This window comes from Candidatus Methanoperedens nitratireducens, from assembly GCF_900196725.1.
Taxonomy (GTDB): domain Archaea; phylum Halobacteriota; class Methanosarcinia; order Methanosarcinales; family Methanoperedenaceae; genus Methanoperedens; species Methanoperedens nitroreducens_A.
Map to the genome: position 1 here is coordinate 18,226 of NZ_FZMP01000178.1, position 18,422 is coordinate 36,647.

General features: G+C 46.2%; 20 protein-coding genes. 6 read left to right on the forward strand and 14 right to left on the reverse strand.

What is annotated here, in order from left to right:
- Positions 1–152 precede the first annotated feature (152 nt).
- The gene (locus MNV_RS11235; protein WP_096206051.1) at positions 153–491 is read left to right on the forward strand and encodes a DUF4870 domain-containing protein; all 339 of its coding nucleotides are present in this window, start codon (positions 153–155) and stop codon (positions 489–491) included.
- Positions 492–722: 231 nt separating this feature from the next.
- A complete protein-coding gene (locus tag MNV_RS11240) occupies positions 723–1,784 on the forward strand; it encodes a 60S ribosomal export protein NMD3 (RefSeq protein ID WP_096206052.1) in 1,062 nt (353 codons plus the stop codon).
- A gap of 33 nt (positions 1,785–1,817) precedes the next feature.
- Here MNV_RS11240 and MNV_RS11245 read toward each other — a convergent pair whose 3' ends face one another.
- From MNV_RS11245 to MNV_RS11280, 8 genes are all read right to left on the reverse strand, one after another.
- Positions 1,818–3,083: an NfeD family protein gene (locus MNV_RS11245; RefSeq protein ID WP_096206053.1), complete on the reverse strand. Its 1,266-nt coding sequence runs from the start codon at positions 3,081–3,083 to the stop codon at positions 1,818–1,820.
- The gene (locus MNV_RS11250; protein WP_096206054.1) at positions 3,080–3,871 is read right to left on the reverse strand and encodes a slipin family protein; all 792 of its coding nucleotides are present in this window, start codon (positions 3,869–3,871) and stop codon (positions 3,080–3,082) included. Before MNV_RS11250 ends, MNV_RS11245 begins: the two co-directional genes overlap by 4 nt.
- A 57-nt stretch (positions 3,872–3,928) precedes the next feature.
- Positions 3,929–4,954, reverse strand: a complete 1,026-nt coding sequence (locus MNV_RS11255; protein ID WP_096206055.1) for a methyltransferase domain-containing protein — start codon at positions 4,952–4,954, stop codon at positions 3,929–3,931.
- Positions 4,955–4,979: 25 nt separating this feature from the next.
- Entirely contained in the window at positions 4,980–5,777 is a 798-nt protein-coding gene (locus MNV_RS11260) for a hypothetical protein (protein WP_096206056.1), read from the reverse strand.
- Positions 5,774–6,649 carry a type II methionyl aminopeptidase gene (gene map, locus MNV_RS11265; protein ID WP_096206057.1) on the reverse strand — a complete coding sequence of 292 codons (876 nt, stop codon included), beginning with the start codon at positions 6,647–6,649 and terminating at the stop codon, positions 5,774–5,776. Before map ends, MNV_RS11260 begins: the two co-directional genes overlap by 4 nt.
- Positions 6,646–7,797: a M24 family metallopeptidase gene (locus tag MNV_RS11270; protein WP_096206058.1), complete on the reverse strand. Its 1,152-nt coding sequence runs from the start codon at positions 7,795–7,797 to the stop codon at positions 6,646–6,648. The genes map and MNV_RS11270 overlap by 4 nt, the downstream gene beginning before the upstream one ends.
- Positions 7,798–8,044: 247 nt before the next feature.
- Entirely contained in the window at positions 8,045–9,754 is a 1,710-nt protein-coding gene (locus tag MNV_RS11275) for a PAS domain S-box protein (RefSeq protein WP_096206059.1), read from the reverse strand.
- Between the two features lie 338 nt (positions 9,755–10,092).
- Entirely contained in the window at positions 10,093–10,650 is a 558-nt protein-coding gene (locus MNV_RS11280) for a diacylglycerol/polyprenol kinase family protein (RefSeq protein WP_096206060.1), read from the reverse strand.
- A 70-nt stretch (positions 10,651–10,720) separates the two neighbouring features.
- Here MNV_RS11280 and purD point away from each other — a divergent pair, with 70 nt between their 5' ends.
- On the forward strand, positions 10,721–12,025 hold the full coding sequence (gene purD, locus MNV_RS11285; protein ID WP_096206061.1) for a phosphoribosylamine--glycine ligase: 1,305 nt from the start codon (positions 10,721–10,723) through the stop codon (positions 12,023–12,025).
- A 27-nt stretch (positions 12,026–12,052) separates the two neighbouring features.
- Here the strand turns inward: purD and MNV_RS11290 are convergent, their stop codons facing one another.
- Positions 12,053–12,229, reverse strand: coding sequence for a preprotein translocase subunit Sec61beta (locus MNV_RS11290; RefSeq protein WP_096206062.1), 177 nt, complete (start codon positions 12,227–12,229; stop codon positions 12,053–12,055).
- 171 nt (positions 12,230–12,400) lie between these two features.
- Here MNV_RS11290 and MNV_RS11295 point away from each other — a divergent pair, with 171 nt between their 5' ends.
- Both MNV_RS11295 and MNV_RS19685 read left to right on the forward strand, forming a co-directional pair.
- Complete coding sequence (locus tag MNV_RS11295) at positions 12,401–14,179, forward strand: COG1361 family protein (protein WP_096206063.1); 1,779 nt, start codon at positions 12,401–12,403, stop codon at positions 14,177–14,179.
- A 71-nt stretch (positions 14,180–14,250) separates the two neighbouring features.
- Complete coding sequence (locus tag MNV_RS19685; RefSeq protein WP_179293951.1) at positions 14,251–14,409, forward strand: hypothetical protein; 159 nt, start codon at positions 14,251–14,253, stop codon at positions 14,407–14,409.
- On the opposite strand, the gene MNV_RS11300 is transcribed toward MNV_RS19685, so the two are convergent.
- Both MNV_RS11300 and MNV_RS11305 read right to left on the reverse strand, forming a co-directional pair.
- Positions 14,406–15,041 (reverse strand): protein-L-isoaspartate(D-aspartate) O-methyltransferase, encoded by a 636-nt coding sequence (locus MNV_RS11300; protein ID WP_096206064.1) that lies wholly within the window; start codon positions 15,039–15,041, stop codon positions 14,406–14,408. The genes MNV_RS19685 and MNV_RS11300 overlap by 4 nt on opposite strands.
- Positions 15,011–15,592, reverse strand: coding sequence for an HVO_0476 family zinc finger protein (locus tag MNV_RS11305; protein ID WP_096206065.1), 582 nt, complete (start codon positions 15,590–15,592; stop codon positions 15,011–15,013). The genes MNV_RS11300 and MNV_RS11305 overlap by 31 nt, the downstream gene beginning before the upstream one ends.
- 231 nt (positions 15,593–15,823) lie before the next feature.
- Here MNV_RS11305 and MNV_RS11310 point away from each other — a divergent pair, with 231 nt between their 5' ends.
- Complete coding sequence (locus MNV_RS11310; RefSeq protein ID WP_096206066.1) at positions 15,824–16,333, forward strand: hypothetical protein; 510 nt, start codon at positions 15,824–15,826, stop codon at positions 16,331–16,333.
- Here MNV_RS11310 and MNV_RS11315 read toward each other — a convergent pair.
- The 3 genes from MNV_RS11315 to MNV_RS11325 all read right to left on the reverse strand — a co-directional run bounded on the left by MNV_RS11315 (position 16,323) and on the right by MNV_RS11325 (position 18,235).
- Positions 16,323–16,610, reverse strand: a complete 288-nt coding sequence (locus tag MNV_RS11315) for an acylphosphatase (protein WP_257000035.1) — start codon at positions 16,608–16,610, stop codon at positions 16,323–16,325. The genes MNV_RS11310 and MNV_RS11315 overlap by 11 nt on opposite strands.
- Positions 16,600–17,289, reverse strand: a complete 690-nt coding sequence (locus MNV_RS11320; protein WP_096206067.1) for a phosphoribosyltransferase — start codon at positions 17,287–17,289, stop codon at positions 16,600–16,602. The genes MNV_RS11315 and MNV_RS11320 overlap by 11 nt, the downstream gene beginning before the upstream one ends.
- A gap of 85 nt (positions 17,290–17,374) precedes the next feature.
- Positions 17,375–18,235 (reverse strand): coiled-coil protein, encoded by an 861-nt coding sequence (locus MNV_RS11325; protein WP_096206068.1) that lies wholly within the window; start codon positions 18,233–18,235, stop codon positions 17,375–17,377.
- Positions 18,236–18,422 lie beyond the last annotated feature (187 nt).

Genomic DNA, 18,422 nt, shown 5'->3' on the forward strand with positions numbered 1-18,422 from the left:
GAAAGGGGATCAAGAGATGCCTGAGTAATCTGGAAAAGTAAGACCTTTCAAGATATTTGTGTCCAGATAATAGAAAAATTTATTTTATAAGTACAGTAAAACTTTTAATCAATGACATTTAATTATATTTAAAAACGGAGGTAATAAAAACCATGGAAGAAAAAAGAACAACCACTGCCCTGGGCATAGACGAGAATATAGAAGGACTTCTATGCTATGTTCTGGGTTTCATAACCGGAATATTATTTTTGATATTGGAGAAAGAGAACAGGTTTGTCAGGTTCCATGCAATGCAGTCGACAGCGACATTTGTCATTATATTCGTTGTCTCAATTGTCTTTGGGATGATTCCACTTATCGGATGGGTAATATCGCCTCTTATAGGACTGTTATCTCTAATCCTGTGGCTGCTGTTGATGTATAAGGCATTTAAAGGTGAAAAATATAAGCTGCCGGTAGTTGGCGATTTTGCTGAGAACCAGGTAAAATAACCTAAAATAACCCGAAAGCCTGCATCCATATCAGACGGCACTTTTCCGGATCATGAGCTAAGTTCCCGATGCGTATTACTCAGCAGTTGATCTCTACGCCGTATATTTTTTCGGGATTTTCCTTATTTATGTGTCTTCCAGAATACTTCTGAGCGATTTTTAAATTATACACTATTATCAAATGCCATACGGGAGACTATAAATAAATAATACTCTTTTTAGAAAGTATTTATGGCTGAAAGACACACTCAAAAAACAGACAGGGATCTTAATGGCATGTCCTTCCCGGAATTCCTGGAGCATATAAAACAGGGAAAAACCAGCCTTATCGGAGATAAAAAACTTATTGAATGCCCGCTTGTTGTTTATACGCGGATATGCCCGACGTGCGGCTCGGTCTTCAAGAAGGGAAAGTGGCAGTCCAGGCAGGATGAAAGCGATGTCATTATCGAGTGCGTAAAAGATAACCTGATTATAAATAAACAGGCGCAGGATATCGAACTGGAAATAACCCCGAAGCAGCTTGATTACTCAAGGTATGCTGTGCATGTAAAAGCAAAAGCGAATATCGAAGGCGTGCAGACAGAGGCTGCGCTGGATACGGAAGTGAGGATAAGCTGGGAGACATGCGATACATGCAGCAGGATATCGGGAGGTTATTTTGAAGGTATCGTGCAGATCCGCGCCGATAAAAGGCTCCCGACGCAGGAGGAACTTGACAGGTGCAGGGAAATTGCAAAGGATGTGGCTGCCCGCTCGCGGGAAAAAGGGGAGAGGCTTGCGTTCATTGCAAAGATCGTGGAACTTGATGAAGGCATTGATATTTATGTAGGACAAAGCAAGCTTGGAAAGCAGATATGCAGAGCAATAACCGATGCGTTCGGAGGCAGGTTCTCAGAATCGCCAAAACTTGTGGGACAGAAAAACGGCGAAGACCTTTATCGGATCACATTCGCTTTCCGGCTGCCTGAATTCGTGCGCGGGGATATTGTCAGCGTGGATGATACGGTGATAGAAGTACAGAGTTGCGGAAAGCATGTTAGCGGCATCGACCTTGAGACCGGCAGGAGGTTTATCGAGAACTTTAACGACCTGATGGATGTTAAGAAATTAGGCAGGCGCCAGGATGCAGTTCCTGCCGTGCTGGTCGCGGAGGAAGATAAAATTATCCAGGTGCTTGACCCTGAGACCTATGAAACAGTTACTGTTAAAAGACCTGAGTTCCTGAGCGCAGAGCCGGGGGATGAAATAAAGATAATAAAAACTGTAAAAGGAATTTATGTGCTGCGGTGAGCGGTTTTTAATTTTTTAACAGATGCCAATCGCTCAGCCCGACTGCCTGACTATCAGCACATGCCCATCTTTTCCTGTTATTACGACCTTCGTCTTCGGTTCTATCCTCTCCTCTGATCTTGCGCTCCAGTACTCTCCCTGGTACCTGACATAGCCCGTCGTGCCCGGGGTTAGCTCGTCGATTGTTTCAGCCGTATCCCCTACTATTCCTCCCATTACAGGTTTTCTCATTCGCACCTGCATCATTTTATATATCGCAAAAGCGAGGAACACTCCAAGAACGACAGCCGGCGCAAGCAGGCTTAATAACATGGTCGTCTGGAATTCCGGGGAGTACAGCCCGGGATAACCAACAGGTACAAGCAATATGCTTCCAAGGACTACGCATACGATTCCTGCTATGCCGATGAGCCCGAAGGACGAGACATAGAGTTCGAACAGCAGCAGCGCCATACCGAGCCCGATCAGGAATATGGCAGCTATGTTCACCGAGAATCCCAGCCCTATAAGTCCGAGACTTATAGAGATCACCCCGAATATCTCAGCGCCGTAGCCCGGACTTGTAAGCCCGAACACGAGCGAATATATGCCCACGAGCAGCAGCAGGGATGCTAAAATCGGGTTGGTGAGCAAATCCAGAAGTAAAAGGCGCAGCGACGGCGTGTAAAACGTGTAATCAGCCCCTGATGTATTGAGCACCCTGCCTTTTACCGTCATCCCGTCCACTTCCGTCAGCAGCTCCTCGATGCCCGGTGAGACCACTTCTATCACTTTCGCCTCTTTTGCCTGCTCTGCATTGAGGTTCAGGTTCTCAGTGATAAACTCCTTTGCAGCGGTCACGTTCCTGCCGTGCTGCTTTGCCTTTTCCTCGGCAAGCGCAACCACGGCGTTTACGATCTTCTCTTCCATAACAGGTCTGAGACCCTCCGAGGTCACTTCAACAGGCTGGGCAGAGCCGATTATCGTATTCGGTGCCATGGCTGCTACATCTGTTGCAAGGAGAATCAGCGTGCCTGCTGACCATGCGGTTGCGCCCTTCGGGTGCACGTAGCCTATAACAGGTACGGGAGAGCCGTCGATGTGCTGGATTATCCTTTTGGTTTCTTCAAGCCCGCCTCCGGGAGTATCCAGCGTTATGACCAGCGCCTGCGCGTCCCCAAGCCTTGCTGCCTCAAGCGCCTCGCTCACAATATCATCGCTTGCAGGGGTTATGGTATTCTTAAGTTCGACCACCAGCACCTGTGCGCCTGCGGTCTGTGCAAATATGAAAAAAAATAAAAAAAAAGGCAGGAGCCTCATTTATGTTCAGCCTTCGATTTAGCCTCTGAGAACGCCCCTGTCAGGCCTGCTATATTGCTCACATCGCCTCCGGGCGCGCCTGATGTTACCACTATCAGGTTCTTTTCCCGTGCAATCTCAGCGAGTGTCTGAAGTTCCCTGAGTTTCATGGCGATTGGCACTTTCTGGTATAATTCAGCAGCTTCCATCATCTTCTGGCTTGCCTGGAACTCTCCATCCGCAAGTATGATCCTTGACCTGCGTTCCCGCTCTGCCTCTGCCTGTTTAGCTATGGCTCGCATCATCGATTCGGGCAGGCTGACATCGCGTATTGTTACTGCGGTGATCTTAATTCCCCACGGGTCTGTCGCCTCATCCAGTGCTGCCTGGAGCTTCTTGTTCAGTTCTTCCCGCTTTGAGAGGAGGTCGTCAAGTTCTATCTGCCCCAGGATATCCCTGAGGGTTGTCTGCGCAAGCATACTCGTCGCTATCCTGTAATTCTCGACATTTGTTATTGCGTTCGTCGGCGCGACGACGCGATAATAAATGACCGCATCAACGTCCACGCTCACGTTATCCCGCGTGATGATGGTCTGTTTCGGCACGTCGATCGTAATTACCCTTAGATCTACTTTTACAGTGCTGTCTATAATAGGGATTATCATGAATATCCCCGGACCTTTCGCCCCGAACAGCCTTCCCATCCTGAAAATCACGACGCGTTCGTACTCTCTCACTACTTTTATTGACTGCGAGAGAATTATTACTATCAATATTATTACGATCAGTGTTGTTATTACATCTACCATTTACTGCACCCACTTTTTTATTGGGTGAGGTTCTATAAATAGTTTGGTGAGTTCTGCTTATTTCTTTATCTTCTCCCCCACCAACACCTCATCCCCGAACCCGAAAGCATGCAGCGTCCTCTCCCCTCTTAATCCCTCCTCAAGCTTCTTCCTGACATCCCAGTATCTTTCAGGTTCGATATCAAAACGCAAAACGACTTTCCCTGCATTTTCTGACCCCAATATTTCTTTAATAGAACGAATATCCTTCCCAGTCGTTCCCAGAACCCTGTAACTATCTTTAAAAAAAGGCGACTCGATAAGCTCCGAGGACGTAAGAAGCGTGCGCCGCTCATCTCCCTTATAAAAGAAAATCCTGCCGCCAGCCTCTGAGCTCGTCTGAGCCAGTTCGTTCAGGAGCTCTGCCTTAACAACAGAAGGTTCAGGCTCGTAAACATACTCCCTCAGGTCGCCGGTTTTGATCGCAGGCGCACCTGAAGAGCAAAGCTGTGCTTCTCCCGGAAGAACGACCGCGCTTCTGTCGCACCGTTTGAGCGCGCCGAAATAAAGAGTGAGCCTGTTCAACTGCCCGTTCAGCGAAAGGTACTCGCGCTCGCAATCAAAGGCTATGCGTGAGGGCGGCATCTGGGGCGGCGCGTGGAATGCAAGCTCCTGTGTGGTGTCGGAGTATAGCTTTATTATTTCAGTGATCGGCGGCTCAAGATTTTCCAGCGTCCTTTCCTTCTCCGCCAGCGGGCGTGCCGGGTCTGAGAAAATGATATCCGCATCACTCACTTTTTCCTTGATGTTTTCAGAAAGCACATCGCCAAGTATGAATTCCACGTTTTTAACATCGTAGAGTTCGCAGTTTTTCTTTGCGTATTCAAGCTTTTCCGGGTTCCTCTCGACCGCATATACCTTCTTACCTTCCTTTGCAAAAAAAATCACCTGACCGCCAATGCCGCAGCCCAGGTCTGCGATTATACCGGTCTTCAATCGCTTTGCTATGTATCCTGCGACTATCTCAGGAGTGGCAAGCTGCAACCCCTCTTTATTTGAGAAAATCGGTTTTGTGAATTTAATCGTGCGTTTATCCCGGGTCATGTATAATTCTAAAATATCTTTCCGACTATCTTCTCTTCACCTTAAAAACGTATATCAATACAATTATCACAAACGCAGCTATTATAATAGCCGCATTTCTTGCCTTTGATGCAACTTCCTTTGCGGATTTTGTAAAGTTCATTGTAAGGTTCTCTGTCGGCACGGGCGAAGTAAAATTTGATGATACGTTGATCTCAGGAACCCTGTACGAAGTATTTTTAGCAAGATACAGGGTGATCTCCCCCCTGTCCGTTGTCATCCCTTTAAAGAACCCTGTGATCTCTGAATGGTTAGCAACATTTTCCGAAACATTGTTCATTCCGCTGCTATTAACCACATCAACCCCCGGCGGCATAACTATGGTCACAGAGGAATTTGCCTGCCCGAGGAACCAGATGCTGCTCGCGTTAAGGATGTTCTCCTTAAACCTGTAAGTGACGTTGTACCTGTTCACGATCGCATCCATGGAATGTGTTTTTCCGATGGCATCGGGTGACAGCGTTGAGTCCACATCAAGCACCTCAACCCCGCCGCTATCGTTGTTTATCCTGATATCAAGCTCCGTATCTATCGCGCTTTTAAGGCTTTTGCGCGTCTGCCTGTCAGCGTTCAGGAGTTCCCATGCGCTGATAAAACTGTCATTATTGCCAAGCCCCGAATCAATGCTCACTCTATATGCCACCGAATCCGCACCCGTAAAAGTCTCGATGTAGCTCCAGGTCATGTTGTATTCGTTCACTGTGATATTATTCATCCACAGATGCCCTGCCGAGCCTGCACCGGCGCTCATGGCTATGATAACAAGGGCAAGGAAAATTTTCATCTGGTGATGACCTCACAGCCGTCCTGTGTAACTATAACAGTATGTTCCGCCTGGGAGATAAGCCCGCCTTTGATTTCTTTAAGGATAGGGTATGGTCGGATTATATTCGCTTTAACGAGCTGTACCATCGCAAAATCAATATTTTCTCCCAGCCACCTCTTCGCGAACGGCAGTGTTTTATAAGTCCCAATCTTTTGCAGCAGTGCTCTGGCAGAGGGGTGGCGCACCGGTTTTTCGGAAACGATATGATATATCTCAGCATTCCCGGCATCGTGTATCTTCCCCGCGCCATCGGTTGCGAACGGTTCGATGGCTATTATATCCCCGTCTTCGATAGTCACGCCGTGCGGCATCCTCTTGTTGGGAATGGCAGGCGGGGCGTGCTGGATATATTGTTCAAGACCATGGCCTGTAAGATTGATTATCGGTTTATACCCGAACGATGTTATGGCATCTTCGATGGCTCCTCCGATGTCGGTGGTGTTCGCGCCTGCATGTATTATTGCTATTGCGTCCGAGAGGGCTTTTTCAGCGGCTTTTACAAGTTCGGGATTGCCTGAGAGGTCAACAGTTACAGCCGTATCCGCTATGTAGCCGTCGATATGTACCCCGATGTCCAGCTTGACCATATCCTTCCCGAAAACAGCAGTATCGTTAACAGACGGGGTCGAGTGAGCTGCTTCATCATTTCTGGATATGTTCACAGGGAAAGCGGGCTCCCCGCCTTTTTCGCGTATCAGGCTCTCTGCGAACTCAGCCACCGAAAGTAAGCTTGCGCCTTCTACTACCTTTTTAGCTGCTTCGGCGCGTACTTCGGAGAGGATTTTTCCAGCCTTCCGGTACTTTTCCAATACTTCTTCTGTTTCTTTCATTTCAGCACCAGATTCTTCTCGAACATAGTTAAATTCTTGCATCCGCCCTGTGTTACCACCACAACATCCTCTATCCTTACACCACCTGTGTTTTTGTAATAAAGACCAGGCTCGACAGTGACCACGCATCCCGCTTTCAGTTCCCTGCCGCTCTCGCTCAGGTTCGGTCCTTCATGGATATCAAGCCCGACGCCGTGCCCCGTCGAATGTATGAAGCCCTCGGTGAACTCCCCGTTTTTTCCTCTTGCGGTCTTGTATCCTCTCTCTTCCAGCACATCGCATACTATGTTATGGATTTCGCTGCCGCTAACGCCTGCTTTGATTTCATTTATCGCCGCAACCTGCGAATCAAGCACAGCCGAATACATATCTTTCAGCTCATCCTTTGGCGTCCCGCGCACTACCGTGCGTGTCATATCCGAGTAATATCTCTCCTTTTTCGAGCGCGGCACCATATCGATAACGATCGGTTCATCTGCAAGAATTTCTCCCTCTCCCTGCCAGTGCGGGTCGGAGCTGTCCTTTCCGCACGCGATAATGATATCCGGCGCTTCACACCCCTGCGAAAGAAGCGTCATCTCGATTATCGCCCTTATGTCCTCTGCTTTCAGCGGTGCGTTCTCCCGGTACAGGACCCCGTGCCTGACCGGGGCGCTCTTTATTGCGCTGGTGCCTTCAGCGAGCGCGCGCTCACCTGCCCTCTGCGCCTTTTTTATCGCAGCAATTTCCAGTTCACTTTTCACTTCGCGCATTTCGCGAAACGGGCTTTTTATGGGAATTACCTCAAGACCGTTCTTTCTCATGCAATCAGCAAGCTGCACAGAGAAATTGTAAGGTACTGCAATATGTCTTGCATTCTCAGAGCTCAGGAACTCAACGATCATTTCGCAATATGCGACATCTATATCCCCGAGCTTCCTGAGTTTTCCCATAAGCCCGTACCTGGAAGCCGGGATCACATCCTTTACCCTGGATTCTTTTTTTGCCCTGCCAAGTTCCATATCGGAGACAAGAAGCCTCTCGTTTTTGGAGTTAAAATATATGAAAGAATCTACGGCAAGGAACTTTGTGGCGTAGTACATGTCAGCATTGTGCTCGCTTTCACTGACCATCAGGAAAGCATCTGCATCCGGAAGATTCAGTTTCATTCTATCCACACACAGCGAGGGGAACGATTAAACCTTCGATTACCTGATTCTCGGCAGCACTTTGGGTATAGTTTGGGAAAATCAATATAAATATTAAAAACATACGCATCATCGTGGAAAAGAGACCCTTGCAGAAAAGATAAAAAGAGGATAAGGTGGTGGTGGTTTTTTTCCTTTCTGCAAAGGTTACCTACGATTCTAGGTTATTTATATAAAAGCTTTTTCAATTTAAATTCGAAAGAATTTATTAAAATATCTTTACCAGATTCACCTGATTTTTACGCTGCCTGACCTCACGATTGAACTCATTTAAATTCACTTTCATGTTCTTTGAAAGAAAATATATTGTGTTATATCCGTTGATTTCCTTTGTGACTATTCCGTTTTTTACTAAAACACCAAGATGATGCCTGGCAGTTTTATAATCTATATTCAGGGCTTGCGCTATTTGATTTGCGTTATGGGGTTTATCGACGAGCTGTTTCAGGATTAATGCACGGGTAGCCCCTCCGCGTGTTCCCCCTATCAAATACCATAATAGTTTCAGTTGTTTATTAGATTCTTTTAATTCATTCTTCAGTCTCTTAGTTTCAGTTATGTCCCTGGCTATCCCATGGATTTCACCATCCTTGATATCCCTGATATTTATCTCAACCCACCGGTGTTCACCGTTTTTGCACACCATCTCAAGGATATCTATCGGTTCCACGATCTCCCCAGCGCGGTGTTTCTTCCGGTTTTCCTGAATGATTTCTCTACCCTCCGGTGTAAGCCATTTTAATATGTTACTGCCAATGACTTCCTCTTTCGGACAACCGAGTATTCGAAGTCCCATCCGGTTCATTTTCAAAACAATACCTTCTGTGTCGATTACAAACATAATGTCCTGGGCGTTTTCAAAGAGCTCCCGGTATTTTGCCTCGGATTTTTCGAGTTCTTCATAAGATTTTTCTAATTTTCTACGATATTCATCAAGCTCTTGCTCCATCTTCCTTTTTTCAGTTATATCCCTTCCTATGCCATGAACTGCTGTTACCTTATCATCGTCTTTGATTAAACGCCTTTTTATCTCCATCCATCGGTGTTCGCCGTTCTTGCAGATCACATCAAGGATAATTGGCTGTTCTACGAGTTCTCCTGATATTTGTTTCTTCAGAGTCTCCCGGGTGGTCCTAAGGCTCTCCGGTGTGATCCATTTCGATATATGGGTGCCGATTATCTCTTCCTTCGTGCATCCAAGCAGCTTGAGCGCCGTGGTGTTTACTTCCTTAAAGTAACCTTCAGAATCATAGATGTATATCGAATCATTTGCATTCTCGAAAAAGTCCCTGTATCTTTCTTCGGATTCGTATAACTCCTTATAAGCATTTTTTACTTTCTCTTCAAGGTGCTCCTTATATTCATTAAGTTCCATAATATTATTTTTAAGTTTGCCGCAAATCCTGCCGTTCTGGACCACAGACGATGCCTGGGAGGCAGCGATTGATACAAAATCGATCTCTTCATCCGTAAATTGATGCACCTGCGCCATATAAATGTTCAACATGCCGATGACTCTCAATCCTTTTTTCATGGGGGCAAAGATTATGGATGAAAATCCAAGCTCTTTTGTCAGATGCAGCCAGGGCTTACCTTTAGGTTCTTCAAATACGTTCGGAACGATGTAGTATTTCCCGGTCCTTAGCACAATGCCGGAAGGGCTATATGTTAGAGATACGCCCGCTTCTTTTGCTGCTTCGTGTACCCTTTCGGGATAATCCTGTCCTAATCCATACGAAGCTACCATTTTGAGTTCACCGGCAGTTTCATCGACCAGTATAATGGTACCTGAGTGCGCCTTCATAGTTTCGCAGGTGATTTCCAGGATATTTTGCAGGATCTTATCAAATTCCTGGTCAATGTTTATTGATGCGATGTCCGACAGTGCTTTTAATTTTGGTTTTTCATTTTCTGGCATACTCCAAAGCTCCGGTTTCAGAGTACTATTATGACTGTATCTAACTAACGAAACGTTTAAATGGTATAAAAGCTTTCTTTTTTAACGCTGCGATTCAGCTATTTCATATTTCTATGTACCCGGTGTCTCAGTAAAATAGAGGGTGAGGGGCAGGGGTGAGGATTTGGTAGTGTCCATACGGTTAAAAAATTCCAACACATTCCGGATACACGCCTGCCCGCAATATCTTATTTTAGTTTGTTTATATTTAAAAACATATGTAGCTTTGGTATATACTCAGCGCATGTACGCTTAGTACAGTCGGAAGTTGTGACCTTTGCGAAAGAAGAAGGCGAAGGCTAAGCTAACAGGTATAAAACCAGCTCCATTGCCACCAGCGCCGCATAAGGCACGAAGATGTTATCCTGCTTATTGACCGCGCCTGCCAGCATCCCGAAGAAACTCCCGATGAGCGCTATGGCGCCGGCGAAATAAAACCCGGCGATCGAAGCGGCGATAAAGCCTGATATTGAGCCTTCCCAGGACTTGTTTTTATTGAACGGGAATCTGTGTTTCCCATATCTTCTGCCTATGACGCCTGCAAACCCGTCGCCGGCTGCAAGGATTGCAATGGCTGCGAAGCAGATCTTCTCATCGATGAAGAATGAGAGAAAGAGGAGCGAAAGGACTGAAAATATATACGATAAGGGCTCGGTCGAAAAACCTTTTAATTCATTTTCCCTGTAAACAAGGGAAAGAACATCCACGCTTATTTTTGGTTTTAAGGTCTCGATGATAAGATAAACAAAAAGACCCAAAAATATCAGGGCTATCGTCAGGTTTTTCCCGAGAATGTCGGCTCTGGCTAAGACCGGTATTAAGACGCCTGAGATATGGATTACTTTCCGGAATTGCACACTACTACTTTGACCTTCTGGTTATTAAAACCAGAACATATTTATCCCCGCAAACATTGTGAGATAAATTATGAAAGTCCTGTTAGTCGGAGGCGGCGGACGGGAGCACGCCATTGCTGAGGCTATAGCCCGCAGCAAGAAAGACCCGCAGCTTTACGCAGCCATGAGCAAGAAAAACCCCGGCATAGCGCGCTTATGCAAAGATTATCTGCTCGTAAAGGAAACAGACCCCGAGCTTGTTGGTTTTGCAGTCAGGAACGGGATCGAGCTTGCGGTCATGGGTCCTGAGGCGCCGCTTGCGGCAGGCATTCCCGACCTTCTCTGGGATGCCGGGATTCCTGTTGTTGGACCTCGGAAGCTTGCTGCACAGATCGAATTCGATAAAGCATGGACGCGCAACTTCATGAAGAAATACAGTATAGCAGGGCTTCCCCAATTCAAAGTGTTCAGGAAAGGCGAGAGCGGTACGGACGAATACATCAAAGAGCTTGGGGACGTTGTTATAAAACCCGCAGGTCTGACGGGCGGGAAAGGCGTACGTGTTATGGGAGATCATTTTGACCTTGAGGGTGCTGCGACTTATGCAAAGGAAGTCCTGAAAAACGACGACCTTGTGGTCGAAGAGCGTTTGGTCGGCGAGGAATTCACGGTACAGGCTTTCGTGGACGGCAAAACCCTTGCGTTCGCCCCGGCTGTCCAGGACCATAAAAGAGCGTACGACGGGGATAAAGGACCGAACACAGGTGGAATGGGCTCTTACAACGATTCAAAAGATATACTGCCTTTTATGGAAGAATCGGATTATAATGGCGCGAAAAAGATAATGTCGGACACAGTCCAGGCTATCAAAAAAGAGACCGGAGTCCCCTACCAGGGTATCCTGTACGGCCAGTTCATGGCAACAGGAAGCGGCATCTTGGTCATCGAATTCAATGCACGGTTCGGAGACCCCGAAGCCATGAACGTGCTTCCTCTTCTTAATAGCGACTTCCTTGAAATATGCCTCGGCATTGTGAACCGTACCCTGGACAGTGTAAATGTCAAATTCAAAAAGAAAGCTACCGTGTGCAAATACGCGGTTCCAGAAGGCTATCCCGATAACCCGGTCCGGGATTCGGCAGTGGAGGTAGGAGATACCGGGGATGCGCTACTTTTCTATTCCAGCGTATATGAAAAAGACAATAAAATATATACCACAGGTTCAAGGGCTCTTGCAGTACTGGGCATGGCGGACACGATCAAAAAAGCAGAAGAGAAAGCCGGGGCAGGTCTTTCAGGTCTAAAAGGCAGGCTCTATAGCAGGCATGATATAGGAACCGAAGCTCTTATCAGGAAAAGGATACGGCACATGGAAGAGTTAAGAGGGAACTCTTAACACCTGATAATTAACTATTCCGCCGAACTATTTCACCGGCCAGATGCCGTAATATGCATTCAATATAAGTACAAGTATTCCTGCAACCACTGATACTGAGATTACTGTTTTCGGGTCTATCGATATGGCGGTCTCCTCTGCATCGTAGTATCTCATCAAACCTGCCGAGGACATCAGACCGCTGCCTTCATTCTTCTTTGCCATATTTTTCCTCTACGTTTTCATAGCATTTGAATGTATCGCAGTTTCACAGTATTTGTATGTATTTGAAGTGTTTCATATAAATACAAACATTATTATACCATGAGCCATAAATTGATTATCTGGATGATGAACTATTAAAATATTACAATACAAAATATTACAATACCATCAATGTCATATATAAGAGATTTCCACACACAAAACAAAAACATTCGCCGCAATGTTAGTATAGGGAATAAATATTACGGTCTTATAAAAGCGGTCGTCGTGTTGCTTATAATATCGGGGTTTATTGGTCTTGTTTCTGCCTATGAGGAAACCGATCTCCAGTGGGCTTCGGGCATATCAAAAACGCTCCACCGCAATGATATAATCGCATATAACGGATATACTGTAAAAGCTATCAGTTATCCTGACCCCGTGGAGTCAGACAGATACAGTGAAATCCCCAGCGAACCGATCGACCCGTTCGTGGGATTAAACGTCTCAAAGAACGGCAGTTTTGCTAATAATACTGCTCTCGGACTTGAGAATTCTTATATCACACCTGATGGTGAGTTAAGAGTCATAGTAAGAAAACTGCCATCTAAGAACTCGACAGACTGGCTCCTGGAAAGTTACAATCCATGGGCGACAGTAGAACTGAACCCGAGAGGTAAGCCAAAACTTGTTGTATCGGTAGAAACCGATAAGGATGAATACTCATCAGCAGACGATACTGAGATTATTGCGTCAGTGACTGTAAAGAACTCAGGTTCGGCTGACGCCGTTAACGTTGATCTGAACATCGATGCACCGTTCCCAACGAAAAACGGCGGTTTAAAGTATCACTACGAGAGGATAAAAAAAGGTGAATCAGTAACGGAAGATATCATTTTTATATCACCGATTCCCACGGGAGATCAGATGTACAGCATACTTGCAAACGCTAGCGCATTCGATGTTAAGGACCTGCCTTACCCGGCTAATTCATCAAAGCAGCTCTCTGTAGTTGTCAATCCTGAATGGAGCATGTCTCTTCGGAAGACCACACTTGAGAAGATATACTTAAAAGATTCTGCGATGGTCTCGATCACCTTAAAAAATAACGGGAAGATCGATATTAAGAACGTGACCATTGAGGATTCTGTTCCCAGGGGCTTTAAACTGGTAAGCAACACTTCACTGAACTGGGTAGCCGATATCTCCGCCGGTGGAGAATGGAATTATCGCTATCTGGTAACGCCTGAAGAGCCAAACGCCAGGGGCGTGGTGTTCCCGGTGGCAACAGCAGAGTTCAAAGTAAAGAAGGAACTGTTCGGCATCCGGTCAAACCAGCCGAAAATAATCGTTCATGGACCGCTGGTTACGCTCGAAAAGCATACTGATGTTTCTGCGCTCAACCCGGGTGATACGGTGACTGTGACGGTGAGCGCGAAAAACAACGGAAGCACTCCCACAAGGATCTTTATAAAAGACCAGCTGCCTAACGGTACTACTTTAGTCGGCGGTACCACATCCTTTGAGGAATTCCTGGAAGCAGGGAAAGACGTGATGTTCAGCTATACTATTAAAATAGATTCAACAGAGCCCGTCAAGCTCCAGCCTGCAACTGCCCAGTACTATAAGCTCGGCAATACTGGCGGTAAGATCAGTATAGAGAGTAAAGGTGTAGAAATAAGGATCAAATCTCCGGATGAAGATAACCGGGTCGCAGAGGCAACTCAAAATATAACACCGCCTCCGCCGCCTGAGACTCCTGCACCCTCTGAGCCGCTTGACACGGAGCCCGTCACTTCAGGCAATAACGGGATAAACGAACCCGGCCAAGACAAACTTCCTGTAATTGAGCCTCCAATGCAGGTCGGTGCCATCCTCGGCTTTATGCTTGGCTGCAATGATACCAGCGCTGATAACAAAACTACCCAGGCATATAATGCCTGCAGCTATTTTAAGCTGAATACTCCTTAGTTTTTCAGTCAATTTTTTTGCCCATACAAAACTTTAAATCCATTACCTGCCTAACATTGGGCGGTGATTCGATGAAAGTATATATCTGTAATAAGAGTTGCTGCCCTGCAGTTGAGACAGTCGGCGATGAAGTATTGATCGGAGAGGGCGCGAACACTGTGCGGTTAAAAAAGAACGAATGGAATAACCTGGTACAGAAGATCCAATCCGGCGAGCTTCACTCTATCTAAGCCGGGAAACCTTTTTTACCTACAAGGGGCACAAATACGACCCCCCCTTTTGCTTCCTTTTTTAGCCCGTCGACCTTGGTCACAAGATAGAGTTCCTGGAAATACCTGCCTACGGGAATGACCAGCTTGCCGCCGCTCTTGAGCTGGTCGGTCAGGGTATCAAGAATATCAGGCGCCGCGCATGCAACATTGATGCGGTCATAAGGAGCATATTCAGGGAGCCCCAGGGAACCGTCTCCTGAAACTACGGTTACGTTTGTGATGCCTGCTTTTTTGAGGTTCCGGCGGGCAAATTCCGCAAGGCCTTCTATAACCTCAACAGCATAGACATGACCGCTTCCTGCAAGCATAGCCATCACAGCAGCGTGATAACCTGAGCCCGCCCCGATTTCCAGCGTCTTCATGCCGTCCCGGATATCAAGCAGGTCGCACATTATCGCGACCATGTGAGGGGCTGAGATGGTCTGCCCCCATCCGATCGGTAATGGATAATCGGCGTAAGCATATTTCCACTCGCTCTCCGGGACAAAGAGATGCCTTGGAACGCGGCGCATCGCATCCAGCACACACTCGCTTATACCCAGAAGCCTCAGTTCCTCTATCAGCCCGTCCCTTTGTGCCTCAAACTCCATACCGACTCCCTTTTCCTGATAACGACCCGCTCGCCTTTTGAAAATCTCTTTGGTTCCACGATACCGGGATCGGCATATATCCGCCTGATATCTTTTGCAGCAACCGCCGTACCTCTCCTGCTTTTAAAACCGCCGTCCCGTATCTTTATCTTTTTGATCTCAAGCTCGCGGTTATCCGGTTTGACTTTTTCCCCGATGATGAATTCCCTTTCCCCGGGTACCCGCATCTCTATGGATTCTGTCGTTTCCCTGTGGCTCACAGCTATTTTCACTATTACCTCGTCGATGGCCCGCGCCCATATTGTCTTTATATCTTCCGCCCGGGCGCTGTTTCTCCTTTTATCCCCGACCTCGATAGATGTGATCCGCACAATGTTCGCTTCACCTGTTGCCTCATCATCTATCAAAAGCTCGTCTCCCGTCCTTATTACATCTGAAAGCAGGGCTTTCCTGTGTACCGACTCTTCTCCTTTACTGACTATTACCCTTACCTGCACATTACGGGGTTTCGGGGCTTCATGCATCTTGCCGCAGTTCTCGCAATTTTCCATACTTCAAGATTGAGGGGCGGGGTAGATATAAATATCTAATAGAGGCACACGGCGTCAGGTGCTTGATCGATTTAAATAGATTTTCCATAATGTATATAAACATTATATAGATGGATGAATTTATATTTTTTCAACTCCAATTTTGCGATACTTATCATAATAATGATGATAAAACATCCTATCCTTGGGATTGTTAAGTATCAAATCTTTCGCAAAAAATGGTGAAATCAAATGACGTACACCCAAAAACAGGCTGAACCTGAAATATTCGAGATATTAAGGCTTCTTTTTAGATACGCCCTCCGCAGGATCAATATTCAGCATATACTCTTTTTCCTGGTGTTAGTAACTTTCGATATAGGAGATGCAGTAACAGGCGCAATAATGATGGACGCAAAAGGCATCGGAGCCGAGTACAATTTTATTATAAGGTATGTATATGAAAACCACGGGCTTGCCGGGCTTATCGCTGTTAAGCTCTGGTTCATAGTTATTCCTCTGATGATCGCCTCTATAGTCAATAAACAGAGCTACTGGCTGATAAACGGGATTCTGGCATCCCTCATCATCGCCGGGACTGCGGCTATCCAGGCGAACGTCCAGGCACTGATGGGTGTCCCTTTTATGGATCCCAGGGATATCACTTTACTTTATATTAAAATGCTGGTTATCCTTGGAACCGCCGGCAGCATCATCGACGATCATATAGCCAAAAATGCCACCAGCGCCGTTAATACCTGATTATAAAACCCGGGAACTCCCCTTTATAATTTTCAGGTATGACCTCCACGCTGTCCACGACTGCATACTGGGGTCCTTTTCTGCACCAGCGTACCAGTTCTTCAACTTTTTCCTGCTCGCCTTCAAAAACAGCCTCGACACGCCCGTCAGCAAGGTTCCTCACCCAGCCTGTAACACCGGTTTCCTGTGCTTTTTCCTCAGTGCTTGACCGGAAAAATACGCCCTGCACCTTTCCTGAAACAAAGATACGCGTCCTGGTTTTCATTTTAGCGCCCATATTTGATTCCGGCGTATTCCCAGAAAACCTTTCTGTTATTACCTGTCTTCTTCAGCTCCCCGTCCAGGTGCATCTCATCCAGTATCTCAAGCAGTTCTTTTCCCTGTATTTTTATATCAAAAGTATGATGGAGCGCTTTCCTGATATCATTTTGAGTCATTGGCTGCACCAGTAATTTCCCGATAAACCCCGCTACATCCTCATATACAGCCCATGGATAGATTATCCACTGCCATGAGTCCTGCTTTTCACCCCAGTAATCAGGGATAAAAGAGGAGCAGGTCTTGTAATGCAGGGACGCCGTTCTAATCTCAGCCGGAGCTTTCCCCTTCATGTAATCCAGGATGGCAGCGTAAGTACCCCCGCTATCTGCGACATCATCCACTATCAGTATCCTTTTCCCCGCGATGTCCGCCTCTTCCGGAAGGGGATACTTTATTTTCGCGTTCCCGAGCTTTGATGCAATCCCCCAGTGCTCTACTCTGATAGATGTAAGGTCTTTTTGAAGAAGAATATCGCATACTATGCGTGCAGGTACAAATCCTCCTCTTGCGACGCCTATGACCATATCAGGCTTGAAACCTGAGCGTTTTATTTTATTCGCAAGGCTCTTTGCCAGCTGGTATGCCTCATCCCAGCTTACCATGTAGCATTTAAACGAATTTACAGGCCTTTCCATTGGATTTAGATGATCTACCGTAAAGATATTCTTTCCTGTGGAAAGTAGAAAAACGGTAAAGTCCGGTAAATAAAAGAATATCGGTTTACAGAAGTCCCGATCTCTGGAGTAACATCAGATCTTCAGTATTCAACTTTTCGCCAAGCTTGAACTGGTTATAAACCTCTTCAGCTTCCTTCTTGGTCTTTTCTCTGATAGATTCTTCCTTACTCTCTTTTGTCTTTCTCTTTAACCCGATTATTACTTTATTAAGTTCCCGGATTTCCTTCTGGGATTGTATGAATAACCTGTGCTGCTCATCCGCAGCTTCCTGGGCTTTGACAAATTCCTTATGCGCCTCATCCGACTCAGCCCTTACCTTATCAGCATCCTTGAAGATCACTATCATCTTATCATGATACTGCTGTGCAGCCTCAGCATATTCTTTTACCTTGTTATGGTGGACTGCCGCTTCATCACGAAGAGATTGGGCTTTCTCAAGTAGCGATTTCAGTTCGCTTGAGCCCTCAAGCTGCTGTTTCCGGCGCTTGAGTTCATCGGTCATTTTGGCTATGCTGTCAACAAGCTCCCGCTCCGAGGTAGGTGTCAATACCTCTGTCTGCTGTTTGAATTCCAGCCTGTCTATTTCCCTTTTTAACTCTTTCAGGGACGGACCATCGCCGAGATTTAAGTCCTTCCGGATTTTATCGATTTCGGCGTACACCTTATTAGCCTGCTCGTTCAACTCATCGCGTTTGAGCTTTGCCTCGCTTACCTGCTGGTTATTCTCATCGCGCTGTTTTTTGAGCTGCTGTGCCTCATCGATCAGATCTTTTGTGCGTTTGTTTAAATCGTTTCTTTTAGTTGCACATTTACTTGCTTCCAAGTTGAGCTCGTTCCTCTTGTTCTTGTATTCTTCCGACTTGTTCTTTAAGTCGGTCTTTCTGTTCGTTAATTCATTTAACAATCTATATGTCCTCCTTTTCCAACAAACGTTGGGGTTATGCATTTCTAATGCACGATTCATATCCCGGATCATCCGGGACACCTTTACACATCTTCACATTTTTATATTTATACACTGATTAAGATAGCCTCAATTGTCCGGTTTATAGTTGAATTTTCAAAACAACCTGGAACTGTATCTTGACGTA

Coding starts and splice junctions, on each gene's coding strand:
- MNV_RS11235 (WP_096206051.1), top strand. CDS start 153: ATGGAAGAAAAAAGAACAACCACTGCCCTGGGCATAGACGAGAATATA.
- MNV_RS11240 (WP_096206052.1), top strand. CDS start 723: ATGGCTGAAAGACACACTCAAAAAACAGACAGGGATCTTAATGGCATG.
- MNV_RS11245 (WP_096206053.1), bottom strand. CDS start 3,083: ATGAGGCTCCTGCCTTTTTTTTTATTTTTTTTCATATTTGCACAGACC.
- MNV_RS11250 (WP_096206054.1), bottom strand. CDS start 3,871: ATGGTAGATGTAATAACAACACTGATCGTAATAATATTGATAGTAATA.
- MNV_RS11255 (WP_096206055.1), bottom strand. CDS start 4,954: ATGACCCGGGATAAACGCACGATTAAATTCACAAAACCGATTTTCTCA.
- MNV_RS11260 (WP_096206056.1), bottom strand. CDS start 5,777: ATGAAAATTTTCCTTGCCCTTGTTATCATAGCCATGAGCGCCGGTGCA.
- map (WP_096206057.1), bottom strand. CDS start 6,649: ATGAAAGAAACAGAAGAAGTATTGGAAAAGTACCGGAAGGCTGGAAAA.
- MNV_RS11270 (WP_096206058.1), bottom strand. CDS start 7,797: ATGAAACTGAATCTTCCGGATGCAGATGCTTTCCTGATGGTCAGTGAA.
- MNV_RS11275 (WP_096206059.1), bottom strand. CDS start 9,754: ATGCCAGAAAATGAAAAACCAAAATTAAAAGCACTGTCGGACATCGCA.
- purD (WP_096206061.1), top strand. CDS start 10,721: ATGAAAGTCCTGTTAGTCGGAGGCGGCGGACGGGAGCACGCCATTGCT.
- MNV_RS11290 (WP_096206062.1), bottom strand. CDS start 12,229: ATGGCAAAGAAGAATGAAGGCAGCGGTCTGATGTCCTCGGCAGGTTTG.
- MNV_RS11295 (WP_096206063.1), top strand. CDS start 12,401: ATGTCATATATAAGAGATTTCCACACACAAAACAAAAACATTCGCCGC.
- MNV_RS19685 (WP_179293951.1), top strand. CDS start 14,251: ATGAAAGTATATATCTGTAATAAGAGTTGCTGCCCTGCAGTTGAGACA.
- MNV_RS11300 (WP_096206064.1), bottom strand. CDS start 15,041: ATGGAGTTTGAGGCACAAAGGGACGGGCTGATAGAGGAACTGAGGCTT.
- MNV_RS11305 (WP_096206065.1), bottom strand. CDS start 15,592: ATGGAAAATTGCGAGAACTGCGGCAAGATGCATGAAGCCCCGAAACCC.
- MNV_RS11310 (WP_096206066.1), top strand. CDS start 15,824: ATGACGTACACCCAAAAACAGGCTGAACCTGAAATATTCGAGATATTA.
- MNV_RS11315 (WP_257000035.1), bottom strand. CDS start 16,610: ATGGGCGCTAAAATGAAAACCAGGACGCGTATCTTTGTTTCAGGAAAG.
- MNV_RS11320 (WP_096206067.1), bottom strand. CDS start 17,289: ATGGAAAGGCCTGTAAATTCGTTTAAATGCTACATGGTAAGCTGGGAT.